The following is a 13714-nucleotide window of genomic DNA, read 5'->3' as shown; positions in this document are numbered from 1 at the left end:
TGCAGGAGACCTCATGAAAACACCCTCACAACCGCGCGCGATCTATTACATCGTAGCGATCCAAATCTGGGAATATTTCAGCTTTTACGGCATGCGTGCCTTACTCATCCTCTACCTCACCCATCAACTTGGCTTTGATGACAGCCACGCCATCAGTCTGTTCAGCGCTTACGCTTCCCTGGTTTACGTTACCCCCATTCTTGGCGGCTGGCTTGCCGACCGCCTGCTCGGCAATCGCATGGCGGTTATCGCCGGTGCGCTGTTGATGACGCTCGGCCACGTCGTGCTGGGCATCGAATCTGATGCAACCTGGAGTCTGTACCTCGCGCTGGCAATCATTATCTGCGGCTATGGTCTGTTTAAATCCAATATCAGCTGCCTGCTAGGCGAGCTGTATGCCTCCGACGACAGTCGACGCGACGGCGGTTTTTCGCTGCTGTATGCGGCGGGGAACGTTGGCTCAATCGCGGCACCGATTGCCTGTGGGCTGACGGCACAGTGGTATGGCTGGCACATCGGTTTTGCGCTGGCGGGGATTGGCATGTTTATCGGGCTGCTGATTTTTCTGAGCGGCCATCGCCATTTCAGCCACACCCGTGGCGTCGACAAACAGGCGCTGTGCGCGGTGAAGTTCGTGCTGCCGACCTGGGGCTGGCTGGTGGTCATGCTCTGCGTGGCGCCGGTGTTCTTCACGCTGCTGCTGGAAAATAACTGGTCGGGTTATCTGCTGGCCATTGTCTGCGTCTTTGCCGCTCAGATGGTGGCACGCATTATGGTGAACTCCCCGCAGCACCGTCGCGCGCTGTGGCAAATCGTACTGCTGATGCTGACCGGCACGCTGTTCTGGGTTCTGGCGCAGCAGGGCGGCAGCTCTATTAGTCTGTTTATCGATCGGTTTGTTAACCGCCAGCTGTTCAACATTGAAGTGCCGACGGCGCTGTTCCAGTCGGTGAATGCCGTCGCCGTGATGGCCGCGGGCGTGATGCTGGCCTGGTTGATGCGCCCGGAAGGCAGCACGCGGTCGGCGCTGCGCGTCTGGCTGAAATTTGCCTTTGGTCTGGTGCTGATGGGCTGCGGATTTATTTTGCTGGCCCTGAACGCGCGTCATGGCGCCGTCGACGGACAGGCCTCAATGGGTCTGATGGTCACCGGGCTGGCGCTGATGGGCTTTGCCGAGTTGTTTATCGACCCGGTGGCGATGGCGCAGATCACCCGTCTGAATATGCCGGGCGTGACCGGGGTTCTGACCGGGATTTACATGCTGGCAACCGGTGCGGTCGCCAACTGGCTGGCGGGGATCGTCGCGCAGCAGACCACCGAATCGCAGATCAGCGAAACGGCGATTACCGCGTACCAACATTTCTTTTCTCAAATGGGGGAGTGGACGCTCGGCTGCGTGACGGTGATTGTCATTCTGGCCTTCGGTGCCGCCTGTAGCGTGAGCAAACGCCGTGCCGCAGCCGGCGAACTTCCTGGGGGAGGCGCATAGCCCCTGCGCGGGCGATCCCCCCAGGCGGCATACGCTGACCTAAAGGCTCAATGCATTTGCGTAAGCGGAGCGATAAACCGCTCCTTGCATCGTTTAACCGTTAGGAGGAGGATATTCTGGCGATATGGGAAGCCAGCTACGAAAAAAACTTTAGTTTGGCTATTGCTGAGTGATATCAGCCTTAAGTGAGGCCAGGTTCGTTAGGATTCTATCGAGCTTATTTTGGCGGTAAAGTCACCGACCGGCTGCGCACGGGTGTAGAAACCCGCACTCACCGGGCCGCGCCGGATAGAAACCTGGTTCAATTTATCGAAGCAAGTTTGAAAGCAGGGTTATGAGGAACCAACATGTCTGAACAACAAGCACAAAGTGCCGATGAGGCAATTGACCTTAATAATGAACTGAAAACCCGTCGTGAAAAGCTGGCTGCGCTGCGTGAGCAGGGTATCCCGTTCCCGAATGATTTTCGTCGTGACCATACCTCTGACCAATTGCACGCTGAATTCGATGGCAAGGATAACGAAGCACTCACCTCCTTGAACGTTGAAGTCTCCGTTGCTGGTCGTATGATGACCCGCCGCATTATGGGCAAAGCCTCCTTCGTCACCTTGCAGGACGTGGGCGGCCGTATTCAGCTGTACGTTGCGCGTGACGATCTGCCGGAAGGCGTCTACAACGAACAGTTTAAAAAGTGGGACCTCGGTGACATTATTGCCGCGCGCGGTACGCTGTTCAAAACCCAAACCGGCGAACTGTCTATCCACTGCACCGAGCTGCGCCTGCTGACCAAAGCGCTGCGTCCACTGCCGGATAAATTCCACGGCCTGCAGGATCAGGAAGCCCGCTATCGCCAGCGTTACCTGGATCTGATCTCTAACGAAGAATCACGCCGCACGTTTAAAGTGCGTTCGCAGATCCTCGCAACGATGCGTCAGTTCATGGTGGCTCGCGGCTTTATGGAAGTCGAAACCCCAATGATGCAGGTGATCCCCGGCGGGGCGTCTGCCCGTCCGTTCATCACCCACCATAACGCGCTGGATATGGACATGTACCTGCGTATCGCGCCGGAACTGTACCTGAAACGTCTGGTCGTAGGCGGCTTTGAACGGGTGTTCGAAATCAACCGTAACTTCCGTAACGAAGGGATCTCCGTTCGCCACAATCCAGAGTTCACGATGATGGAACTCTACATGGCGTATGCGGATTACAAAGATCTGATTGAGCTGACCGAATCCCTGTTCCGTACCCTGGCGCAGACCGTGCTGGGCAAAACGGAAGTCCCCTATGGCGACCAGACTTTCGACTTCGGCAAGCCGTTTGAAAAACTGACTATGCGCGAAGCCATCAAGAAACATCGTCCGGAAACCGAGATGGCGGATCTGGATAACTTCGATGCAGCGAAAGCTCTGGCGGAGTCTATCGGCATCCACGTTGAGAAGAGCTGGGGCCTGGGCCGTATCGTCACGGAAATCTTTGATGAAGTGGCGGAAGCGCACCTGATTCAACCGACCTTTATTACCGAGTATCCGGCGGAAGTCTCTCCGCTGGCGCGCCGTAATGACGTGAACCCGGAAATTACCGACCGCTTTGAGTTCTTTATCGGCGGGCGTGAAATCGGTAACGGCTTCAGCGAGCTGAACGATGCGGAAGACCAGGCGCAGCGTTTCCTCGATCAGGTGAACGCGAAAGCGGCTGGTGACGATGAAGCGATGTTCTACGATGAAGACTACGTGACCGCGCTGGAATATGGCCTGCCGCCGACCGCAGGTCTGGGTATCGGGATCGACCGCATGGTGATGCTGTTTACTAACAGCCACACTATCCGCGACGTGATCCTGTTCCCGGCGATGCGTCCGCAGAAATAAGCTCCTCTGAAAGACAACGCCCTCTCGCGCATCAGCCGCAGGAGGGCGTTTTACTTTTCAGCGTGATACCGTGCTGTCGGCGGAAATAGCAAAATAGTTGCAATCTATTTCCTGGAAATATTTCCGGGATCCCTTATGTGCTATAACACGATATATAAAAACATAAGGTGTTAATTAAATGAAAAATTTAAAGTTAATTGTTGGTGGCTTGATCTGTGCTGGTTGTTTATTCGCGCCGTTATCCGCAATCGCGGGTTATAAAATAAATACAATCCCGGTTCATTTCGACAAAGGCACCAGTGGAACCTCGATTAAAAATACGGTGAGCGGCGCCGATGTGAAGGACTATACGCTGGTAGTAAAAGCGGGACAGCTGATGCACGTTGCGATGAAGAGTCAGTGGCCGCATCCTTATTTCAATATTATCAACCCTGCGAATGAGACCATTTTTAATGGTTCGATGACGGAAGGGGCCTTTGAGCAACGCCTGGAAACCAACGGGAAATATACCGTCCGCGTGTATCAGATGGGCGGCGCACGTGACGAAGGAAAAACCAGCCCCTATGAGCTGGACCTGAAAGTGACGCACTAACGTTTTACCCGTAACAGACCGCCACCCCTCACGCTATGCCAGGCTGATCGTGAGGGGCGGCGTTTTTTCGCTTACCCCACGTAGGGCACGCCCAGCGCCCACCGCGACTGCCAATGGGCGATATATTGCCTGGCAACCGCCTCCTGATGATGGATGACCACGACGTTTTCACTATTTTCCGTTTCGGCGGAGGGGGCGTAGTTAAATGACCCGGTTTCCACCGTCGTCCCGTCGGCAATAATCGTTTTATCGTGCTGAATGTGATAGTGCCCATCGACGCGTAATGCCACCCCGTGATCCGCAACATACCTCATCATTTTCTGACTGGCCTGTACCTTATTACGTCTTTTATCGACCACGATTTGTACATCAACGCCGCGGTCATGGGCGGCGATAAGCGCCTCGGCGATGTCAGGCGCCTGAAAAGAGTAGGCGATCATCCGAATCGAGGTTTTGGCCTGATTGATGGTCTGCAATACCAGCTGGCGGGCAGAGCCTTCAGGTGAAAAACCAACCTCAATATCGGGCGCGGCCAGAATCCGTGGAGACAGCGAGAGCGCTGTTGTGAGAAGCGCGCATTTCAGCAAAAAGAGACGAGACATGTCGGCCTGCCTTGCAGGGCGTGATGAAGAAAGTGAGCAGTTTATGCCTCTGTGGCGATCCTGGGAACGGGCCTCCCTGGAGGCTGGGAACGGAATAAGTCGTTCAGGCAGGCGGTGATGAGGGGCTAATTCCTTGAAAGAACGGAGCTAACGCGGACTTCTGAAGGGCAAGTTCTGCGCATTGCTGCCTGCGGGAAAATCGGATCAATTTGTAACGGGCGGCGAGAAAAATGCGTCAGGCGTTTCAAATCCCCCCTTTCTTATGCGGTGAATTCCTCTCTGGCGGAATGCCAGCGCTGGGCCTGCGGCTTGTGCGCAAACTGCTGGGCGCCTCTCATTTATTGCGCGTTTATGCCGCAATGTTAGATATCTGTCAAAGTTCTGTTACCAGGTGGTTTTAAAATTTTCATTTCAGTTATTTAATTATAAAAGTTTCATATGTGTTGTTAATGAAACAAAACATCTGAAATTGACCGGATGATAAATCGCATGATTTATGAACTACCGTTTTAATAATTCATTAAAAATCAATTGAATTGAGCGGTTTCAATAAACGTGTGAAAAAACAGCGCTGTCGGAAGCAACGCTTCTGGCTGGAGAGCCGGCAGGTATCAGAAAGACGATTTACGAAATGAATTTTTCATTTCATCTCAATGAACTGGCATGTCCCTGAACCCCAAGGATCAACTATGAACATCAAGAAAACGATTATTGCCTCTTTGTTAGTCTGTATGTTGCCCGCAGCCGTGATGGCAAAAGACCTTTCCGTCGGCGTTTCCATGGCGCTTTTCGATGATAACTTCCTGACTATCCTGCGTACTGCTATGCAGAAAGAGATGCAGAAAGAGGGGGTGAAATCGCAGGTTGAAGACGCTAAGGGCGATGTCGCACAGCAGCTGCAGCAGGTACAGAACTTCATTGGGCAAGGCGTCGATGCCATCATCGTCAACCCGGTTGATACCAACGCGGTGAAACCGATTATCGATCAGGCCACCAAAGCCGGCATCCCGCTGGTGTTCGTCAATCGCCGTCCTCAGCTACCGCTGACCGACAAAATGGCCTACGTCGGGTCGGATTCGGTGCTTGCCGGTCGTTTACAGATGGAAGCGTTGGCGAAAGCGATGAATGGCAAAGGAAACGTGGCGGTTCTGCTGGGCGATCTGGCGAACGAGTCCACCCGCGACCGTACCAAAGGCGTGGAAGAAGTCGTGGCGAAATACCCGAATATCAAAATCGTCCAGAAGCAGACGGCGAAGTTTATGCGTAACGATGCCGTGGATGTGGTGAGTAACTGGATGACCAGCGGAGAAGATATTCAGGCTATCGCCTCCAACAATGATGAAATGGCGATCGGTGCGCTGCAGGCGCTGGGAAGCAACCCGAATCACATTCTGATTGCCGGCGTCGATGGAACACCTGACGCACTGCAAATGCTGAAAAACGGCAAAATGATCGCCACCATTTTCCAGGATGCAAAAGGGCAGGGAGAAGGCGCGGTGGATGCTGCCGTTAAACTGGCAAACGGCGAGAAAGTCGAAAAAATCATCGATGTCCCTTACCAGCTGATTACTAAAGAGAATATGTCTGAGTTCGTCAGCCGTAATCAAAAATAATCATTCCTGGATCAGCGGTACGGAGGTGGATGTATGAACGCTTTTGCACTAGAAGCCGAAGGTATCAGCAAGTTCTTTCCCGGCGTGAAGGCGCTCGATAATGTCTCATTACGCGTGCGCCCGGGGACGGTGCACGCCCTGATGGGGGAAAATGGCGCGGGAAAGTCGACGTTAATGAAGTGCCTTATCGGGATTTATCGTCCCGATAAGGGCTCTATTTGGGTAAAAGGCGAGCCGGTGCAGTTCCTGGATACGATGGATGCGCTGCGTTCGGGGATCTCAATGATTCACCAGGAGCTGAATCTGGTGCCACATATGACGGTAGCGGAAAATATCTGGCTGGGACGCGAGCCGATGAAATTTGGCTTTGTCGACCACCGCCAGCTGACCCGCCAGACCCAGACGCTGCTCAATAAGCTGAATATCCGCTTGTCTGCCGACCGGCTGGTGGGCGATCTGAGTATCGCTGCCCAGCAGATGGTGGAAATCGCCAAAGCGGTGTCGTGGAACGCGGATATTGTGATTATGGATGAGCCCACCTCGGCGCTGACAGAAGGGGAAGTGGCACACCTGTTTACGATCATTCGTGATTTACGTGAACAGGGAAAAGCCATCATCTATATCAGCCACAAGATGGATGAGATTTTCGCGATCACCGATGAAATTAGCGTCTTTCGCGACGGTACCTGGGTAGGCAGCCGGCAGACAGGCGAATTTACCCGCCAGTCGCTCATTACCCAGATGGTGGGCCGTGAATTAACTCAGCTGTTCCCGAAATTCAATAATACGATCGGTGAGGAGGTTCTGACGGTTCGCAATCTGTCGCGCAAAGGCTATTTCGAGGACGTGAATTTTAGCGTCCGTCGCGGGGAAATCCTCGGCGTAGCAGGCCTGGTCGGCGCCGGGCGCAGTGAAGTCATGGAGAGCCTGTTCGGGATGACGCGTTTTGACAGCGGCGAAGTCTTGATTGACGGACAGCCGGTGACGATCGACTCGCCCTCCGTCGCGATTGAAAAAGGGATGGCGCTGCTGACGGAAGACCGCAAAAAATCGGGGCTGTTCCTGGTGCTCTCGGTGATGGAAAACATGAGTATCGTCAATATGCCGGAATATATCGGCAGGAGCGGGTTCGTGAAACATATGAAGATGGCGGAAGACTGCATGGAACAGATCCGCCGTCTGAATATTAAAACCCCGACCATGGATCAGATAATTAATAACCTCAGCGGCGGCAATCAACAAAAGGTTTTAATTGCCCGCTGGCTGTTAGCGCAGCCGAAAATATTAATTCTTGATGAGCCAACCCGCGGTATTGATGTGGGGGCAAAAGCTGAAATTTATCATCTGATTAGCGAACTGGCGAACCGCGGTGTTGCGGTCATTATGGTCTCTTCTGAACTGCCGGAAATTCTGGGGATGAGCGACCGGGTCATGGTCATGCACGAAGGGCGTATTACCGGCATCCTCGACAAAGACGAGGCCGATCAGGAAACCATTTTGTCGTTGGCATCCCATTGAGGCGTAGAGAATGAGCAATATGAAACTGACCGCAGCATCTGCAAATGAGCGACCCTCTTTCCTCGGTAATTTGCGGCATAAAATGCCGAAAGATACCGGTATCTTTATTGTTATGGTGGTGATTGCCCTGACATTTGAAATTGCCGGCTGGTTTGTCCGCGACCAGTCTTTCCTGATGAACACCAATCGCCTGGTGCTGATTGTGCTCCAGGTTGCCATTATCGGGATTATCGCCGTCGGCGTGACTCAGGTCATTATCACCACCGGGATTGACCTCTCCTCCGGGTCGGTGATTGCCCTCGCTGCCGTGGTGGCGGCAAGCCTGGCGCAAACGTCCGATAGCCTGACGCCGATGTTCCCGTCGCTGGTTAACCTGCCGGCAGTGATTCCGATTTGCGCCGGGATTGGCGTCGGACTGATCTGCGGATTAACCAACGGCTTTCTGGTTACCCGCACCGGCATTCCACCGTTTATCGCGACCCTCGGGATGATGGTCTCCGCCCGCGGCCTGGCCCAATATTACACCCAGGGAAACCCGATTAGCTTCTTGTCCGACAGCTTTACGTCGATTGGTCAGGGGGCGATGCCAGTGATTATCTTCTTCGTGATTGCCGCGCTGTTTCACGTTGCGCTGAAACACACACGCTACGGTAAATATGTTTACGCCATCGGTGGCAACATGACCTCGGCAAAAGTGTCCGGCATCAATGTGAATAAGTATCTGGTCATCGTCTATACCATCGCCGGCGCGCTGTCTGGCCTGGCCGGGGTCGTCCTGGCGGCGCGCGTCAGCAGCGGACAGTCCAGCATGGGCATGTCCTACGAGCTGGATGCTATCGCTGCGGCGGTTATCGGCGGCAGCAGCCTGATGGGTGGCGTCGGGAGAATTACCGGCACCTTGATTGGCGCGATGATTCTCGGCTTAATCAAAAGCGGGTTTACCTTCGTCGGCGTCGATGCTTACGTTCAGGATATTATCAAAGGGATTATTATTGTTGCCGCGGTAACGATAGACATGCGGCGTAACCGCAAGAAGCACTAGGTCAACGGGTAATAACCCTGATGAGCGATCAGGGTTATTTTTCGCGTTGATGTGCAGGATAAGCTATGCGGGTGTCGGCTCGCTCAGGAGAGACCGCAAATCCGGTCGCGTCCGCTATTCTTGGCGTTATACAGCTCGCTATCGGCCCGCGACAGCAGATCCTGTAGCGGGCACTGCCAGCCTTTGGAAACCCCGAAACTGGCGGTGATCTTAAAGGTGATATCGCCGGTCGTATGGAACGTCAGCTTGCGAATCTCCTGCTGAATCCGTGCGGTATAGCGGGCAACCTCTTCTACCGAACCGGCCAGGAACAGGACCGCAAACTCTTCTCCGCCGAGGCGGCCCACCACATCTTCCGGGCGGCTTAATTTGCTCAAGGTTTTGGCCAGAGCAACCAGCACCTCATCGCCCATCGGATGCCCCCAGTTGTCGTTTATCGACTTGAAGCGGTCAACATCGAGCATGACAAGCCAGGCCGGAAGCGCCTCGCTGGACTGAGTTAACAACGCGTCGGCCCGGGAGTTAAACGCCCGGCGATTAAACAGATGGGTCAAGGGATCCTCTTCCGACTGGCGCTGGTACTGGCGGCTGATACGGGCATCTTCACGCAACTTTTTCCCCAGAGTGCCGAGGGATGAAAACAGGCCCTGTACCTCTTCCGCCGTATCGTCATCGATTTGGACGTGGAGCTGTTTCCCGGCAATCAGCGCCGCGGCGAGATCGTTTAAGCGCAGAATGGGGCGTAAGACGCGGGAGCGAATATAGAAAATCATCGCAATGGTCAGGGCATACACCAGCCCGAGGACCACCAGGCGGACCAGGAAATTCTTTAAGGCCTGATGTTCGGTGGCGGTGTAGTGCTCTTTTACCCCGGTCATATAGGTATTGAGCAGATCGTCAAACGAACTGAGGCTGGCATGATAGTCGATGGCAAACCGTTCGGCGCTTACGCTGTAGGGTTTACCGCTATCGCTCTCAGCGCTTAACTGGTTGATTAACGTAATGCCCTGGCGTTCGAAGTCCCGGCGGGTGTTTTCCAGCTTTCTCTGGAAGTGGGGAAGGTAGGTGGACTCATCGCCCTGGGTTTGCAGCAGCCACCACGCGGTATTAATCCGTTCAATGCCGCGAATCACCCCTTCCCGGTTGGCCTGCGGGATCGGGGTGTGCGTGGCCAGCGGAATCAGCACCTGTGACCCCAGTCGACCTGTGGCATCGCGCAGTTCGCCCAGCGCCTGCGCGCGCAGAATGGGACCGAGCGCGCTGGGTTCGAGCAGCAGAAACTCAGCGGTGCGCTCGAACAGTGCCCGATGATAGAAATCCGTCGCCACCACCATATCGTGAATGGCCTTGTCTGCGGCCACCGGATCGCTTAACACTTGGGTACGAAAAGTGCTGGCAATGCGGCGGGAATGATCCAGCTGCCGCATCATTTCGCCCATCAGGGACGGAGAAAGCAGGTTTTTCGGGATCTTTTGCATGTCGCTATCGGTGATCTCGCGTTGCGCGATCAGCGCCTGCCAGCGTGACGCTTTATCCTCGGGAGGACTTAATACCAGCTCGTTAACGAAGGCTCGTTCCCCGGCGAGGTCATTGGAGACCTGTAATACCCGGTAGAAAATATCGAACTGGATTACATTGTTATGCGCGCTTTTCCACGTCACCCATGAGCCGGAAAGTAGCCAGAAGGAGAGGATGGTGGTTAAAAAAATCGTCGCCAGCGCGGATCCCCAGATATAGCGGAGAATATTGGACGATGCTGAGGATCTCTTTTTTGTTTTCACACGTACCCGGGCGTCAGCAGTAAAAAGAAGGAAGCGATTCGAGAATCGTTGAACTGAAATGCAACGAAATGCGATGCCGTTGCGTGCGCATATTTTCTTTCTTTATGCGATCTATTGGCTGATTTTAGCAGATAATCCAGAAAAATATGGGTTTTTGTCCAGACGGTTAAGCAATATAAGGTATTGTTTTAATTTGGTTATAGGAACGGTGGCGGATTCCTGTTCGTCGAAGACGGTACCGCGAGGATGAATATTTGTCGTCATGGCGCCGCGTTGCGCCAGGACGACAAAAAGAGAAGCGGGCCTACTTTTCCGCCGCGGCGAGCAGCAGACTGTGCAGGAGTACGTTCGCCCCTTTTTCTGCCCAGGCCGGCTGAATATTTTCCGCTTCGTTATGACTCACCCCTTTCTCGCAGGGAATAAAAATCATACTGGCGGGCGCGACGTGGCTGATATAGCAGGTGTCATGCCCGGCACCGGAAACCATCCGTCTGGCGCTGTAGCCGAGTGTCTGAACCGCCTGCTCGCTGCGCGCCAGGCATTGGGCGTTGAAGGCGATCGGCGCGTAATTAAAAATTCGCTCAATCTGCGCCTGCACCCCGCGTCCGGCTAGCTTTTCGGCGGCGTGATGCAACGCCTGCTCCATCTTCTCCAGCGCGTCGCTTTGCGGATGACGAAATTCGACGCTGCATTCGACGCGGCCCGGCACCACGTTGCGTGACCCAGGCGTGACCTGCACCATGCCAATTGTGGCCCGGCCATCCGGCTGATGGTCAATACCGGTCTGTTCGATCGCCAGCGCCAACTCGGCGAAAGCGGTCAGCGCATCCCGACGGCTGCCCATTGGCGTTGTACCGGCGTGGGCTGAAAACCCTGTCAGAGTGATATTGAACCAGCGCTGGCCCATCGCCGCATGCACCAGCCCGATATCAACCCCTTCATCTTCCAGAATCGGCCCCTGTTCGATATGCACCTCATAACAGGCATGAACCGGGAACGCGGCGGCCGGACGTTCGCCGCGATAGCCGATGGCCTCCAGCGCCGTTCCGACGCTGATGCCGTCGCGATCTTCACGGGCCAGCGCGAAGGCTTCGCTGAACTGCCCGGCCCAGACGCCGGAGGCGAGCATCGCCGGGGCAAAGCGGGCCCCTTCTTCGTTGGTCCAGTTGACCAGCACGATATCCCGTTCGGTCTCAATGCCGGAATCGTTCAGCGTGCGCAGCGCCTCCAGCCCGGCCAGCACGCCGTAAATTCCGTCATAGCGGCCACCGAGCGGCTGTGAGTCAACGTGTGACCCGGTCAATACCGGGGCAAGCTGCGGATTTTTTCCGGCGCGGCGGATAAACATATTGCCCATGCTATCCACGTTGCAGTGAAAACCGGCCTCCAGCGCCCAGGCGAGCAGGCGGTTTCGCGCCTGTCGATCCTCTTCGCTAAGCGCCAGGCGAGTGACGCCGCCCGCCGGGGTAGCCCCAATCGTGGCCATCTCGTTCAGCGTTGACCACAGACGTTCGGCATTGATGGCGGTCATGGTTTGTCCTTCTTCACGCGATAGCGGAAGTCGCAGCACGGCGCTCCCTGCATAATGGTGGTTGTGCGGGTCAGCTCCACGTCCGGCGCATAGCCGACGATAAACTTATCGTCGCGGGCGCAGGAGAGCAGGTGGCCAATCTCGCCAAGCCCCATTTCGTGATACATCTCAGCGTAGCGGCAGCGGTTGACGTTGTAGTTATACTGCTGGTCGTCGGCGTCCAGCACTTTGACCTCCAGCGCATTGTCTTTTTCCCACAGATATTGCAGGGCGACGAAGCTCTGGATATCCGCGCCGTTGGGCTCCTGGCGGGCAAACGCCTTTCCCGCCTCAATCGCGGCGTTCTCAATGGCCTCACCGATGACGGCCTGGGCGCGAGTCTTGCCTATCTCGCGCACCAGAATGGCGTAAATCGGCTTAATAATTTCTGCTTCAATTTTGCGGCGGGCGAGAATGCCCAGCTCATTATTATCACTCATCACATTGCCTCACTGCGTTACTTCGTTTTTGCGCCGCCGAGTACGGTTTGCGGCTGCCATTGACCGTCGACGACTTTGTAAACGGTAAAGGTTGGCGACTTCAGGTTGCCTTCTTTATCAAAGGCGATTTGTCCGGTGACGCCGGAATAGCTGATGGCACGCAGGGCGGGCAGGTAGTCAGCCGGATCGACGGAATCGGCTTTTTCCATTGCCGCGACCAGCACGCGGGTGGCGTCATAGGCGAACGGGGCATGCAGTTCGATATGGGTGTGGTAGCGTGCCTGGTAGGCCTGTTCGAACGCTTTGCCGCCCGGCATCTGTTCGACCGGCAGTCCCGGCTCCAGCGCGACCACGCCGTTACCCTCTTTTTGTGCCAGCTGCAGGAAGGTCTGGCTGACGAAACCGCCGGCGCCCATCAGCGTGGCGTTCATGCCCAGTTGCTTAATGCGACGTGCCAGCGGTGCGGCCTGGCTATCCACGCCGCCGAAGAAAATCAGGTCGGCATTTTTGCTGCGAATGGCGGTCAGTACGGCGCTGAAGTCCACGGTTTTGTCGTCAACGTACTGACGGTCGACGATTTTTATTCCCTGCGCTTCCAGCGACTTAATAAACTCATCCGCCAGGCCTTGACCAAAGGCGGTACGATCATCAATGACCGCAATGCGCTTCGCCTTCAGGGTTTGCACCGCGTATTGTCCGGCAAACTGGCCGCCGTCATCGTCGTGGCCCATGACGCGAAAACTGGTATCGAAGCCCTGTTTAGTGTAGGCGTGCCCGGTAGCGACCGGCGCCACCTGGGCAATGCCGGCATCGTGATAGACCCGGGCGGCCGGAATGCTGGTGCCGGTATTCCAGTGACCGACCACGCCGGCGACGCCGCTGTCGACCAGGCGCTGGGCGACGGCCACGGCGGTACGCGGATCTGACTGATCGTCTTCCGATTGCAGCTTGAAGGTCACCGCTTTGCCGCCGATGGTCGGCTTCTGCTTATTGATATCGTCGATGGCGAGCTGTGCGCCGTTCTCCAGATCCTTGCCGATTCGCGCGGAAGGCCCGGTCAGCGGGCCGGCCAGGCCAATGATGACGGTTTCTTGTGCCTGCGCCCATGCGGCAGATGAGGCAAAACCACTGAGCAGAATAGCGGCGCTGAGCGCACTGAATTTTACTGTTTTCATTGTTTTTCCCTGAGGCTGGTTGGTGTG

At 55.4% G+C, this 13714-nt stretch carries 11 protein-coding genes and 1 pseudogene; 7 read left to right on the top strand and 5 right to left on the bottom strand.

The genetic code is table 11. From position 1 onward, the window contains the following. Nucleotides 1-13 precede the first annotated feature (13 nt). The 4 genes and pseudogenes from dtpD (at nucleotide 14) to ACMYSK_RS12655 (ending at nucleotide 3946) form a co-directional block, all read left to right on the top strand. Nucleotides 14-1489, top strand: coding sequence for a dipeptide permease DtpD (gene dtpD / locus ACMYSK_RS12670; RefSeq protein WP_434643647.1), 1476 nt, complete (start codon nucleotides 14-16; stop codon nucleotides 1487-1489). A gap of 245 nt (nucleotides 1490-1734) precedes the next feature. Continuing rightward, nucleotides 1735-1827 (top strand): annotated as a pseudogene (locus ACMYSK_RS12665) (hypothetical protein); the annotation flags it as partial. Nucleotides 1828-1836: 9 nt separating this feature from the next. Next, nucleotides 1837-3354, top strand: coding sequence for a lysine--tRNA ligase (gene lysS / locus ACMYSK_RS12660; RefSeq protein ID WP_434643644.1), 1518 nt, complete (start codon nucleotides 1837-1839; stop codon nucleotides 3352-3354). Between the two features lie 178 nt (nucleotides 3355-3532). Continuing rightward, nucleotides 3533-3946, top strand: a complete 414-nt coding sequence (locus tag ACMYSK_RS12655) for a DNA breaking-rejoining protein (RefSeq protein ID WP_434643641.1) — start codon at nucleotides 3533-3535, stop codon at nucleotides 3944-3946. A gap of 71 nt (nucleotides 3947-4017) precedes the next feature. Here the strand turns inward: ACMYSK_RS12655 and ACMYSK_RS12650 are convergent, their stop codons facing one another. Continuing rightward, nucleotides 4018-4548 carry a phospholipase D family protein gene (locus ACMYSK_RS12650; protein WP_434643640.1) on the bottom strand — a complete coding sequence of 177 codons (531 nt, stop codon included), beginning with the start codon at nucleotides 4546-4548 and terminating at the stop codon, nucleotides 4018-4020. A 689-nt stretch (nucleotides 4549-5237) separates the two neighbouring features. On the opposite strand from ACMYSK_RS12650, the gene ACMYSK_RS12645 reads away from it, so the two are divergent. From ACMYSK_RS12645 to ACMYSK_RS12635, 3 genes are read left to right on the top strand one after another with little or no spacing between them, the layout of a single operon-like run. Next, complete coding sequence (locus tag ACMYSK_RS12645) at nucleotides 5238-6161, top strand: sugar ABC transporter substrate-binding protein (protein WP_434643637.1); 924 nt, start codon at nucleotides 5238-5240, stop codon at nucleotides 6159-6161. 33 nt (nucleotides 6162-6194) lie between these two features. Beyond that, complete coding sequence (locus ACMYSK_RS12640) at nucleotides 6195-7679, top strand: sugar ABC transporter ATP-binding protein (RefSeq protein ID WP_434643634.1); 1485 nt, start codon at nucleotides 6195-6197, stop codon at nucleotides 7677-7679. Nucleotides 7680-7698: 19 nt separating this feature from the next. Then, a complete protein-coding gene (locus tag ACMYSK_RS12635) occupies nucleotides 7699-8721 on the top strand; it encodes an ABC transporter permease (RefSeq protein ID WP_434644078.1) in 1023 nt (340 codons plus the stop codon). An 83-nt stretch (nucleotides 8722-8804) separates the two neighbouring features. On the opposite strand, the gene ACMYSK_RS12630 is transcribed toward ACMYSK_RS12635, so the two are convergent. The 4 genes from ACMYSK_RS12630 to ACMYSK_RS12615 form a co-directional block, all read right to left on the bottom strand. Further along, a complete protein-coding gene (locus ACMYSK_RS12630) occupies nucleotides 8805-10502 on the bottom strand; it encodes a diguanylate cyclase (protein WP_434643631.1) in 1698 nt (565 codons plus the stop codon). 304 nt (nucleotides 10503-10806) lie between these two features. After that, complete coding sequence (locus tag ACMYSK_RS12625) at nucleotides 10807-12033, bottom strand: Zn-dependent hydrolase (protein WP_434644075.1); 1227 nt, start codon at nucleotides 12031-12033, stop codon at nucleotides 10807-10809. Then, complete coding sequence (locus ACMYSK_RS12620) at nucleotides 12030-12512, bottom strand: L-2-amino-thiazoline-4-carboxylic acid hydrolase (protein ID WP_434643628.1); 483 nt, start codon at nucleotides 12510-12512, stop codon at nucleotides 12030-12032. Before ACMYSK_RS12620 ends, ACMYSK_RS12625 begins: the two co-directional genes overlap by 4 nt. A 17-nt stretch (nucleotides 12513-12529) precedes the next feature. Further along, nucleotides 12530-13687, bottom strand: a complete 1158-nt coding sequence (locus ACMYSK_RS12615; protein ID WP_434643625.1) for a branched-chain amino acid ABC transporter substrate-binding protein — start codon at nucleotides 13685-13687, stop codon at nucleotides 12530-12532. Between the last annotated feature and the right edge of the window lie 27 nt (nucleotides 13688-13714).

It is taken from the genome of Klebsiella sp. I138 (genome assembly GCF_051131765.1).
Lineage (GTDB): Bacteria > Pseudomonadota > Gammaproteobacteria > Enterobacterales > Enterobacteriaceae > Klebsiella.
This window is presented reverse-complemented; position numbering and strand designations above follow the sequence as displayed.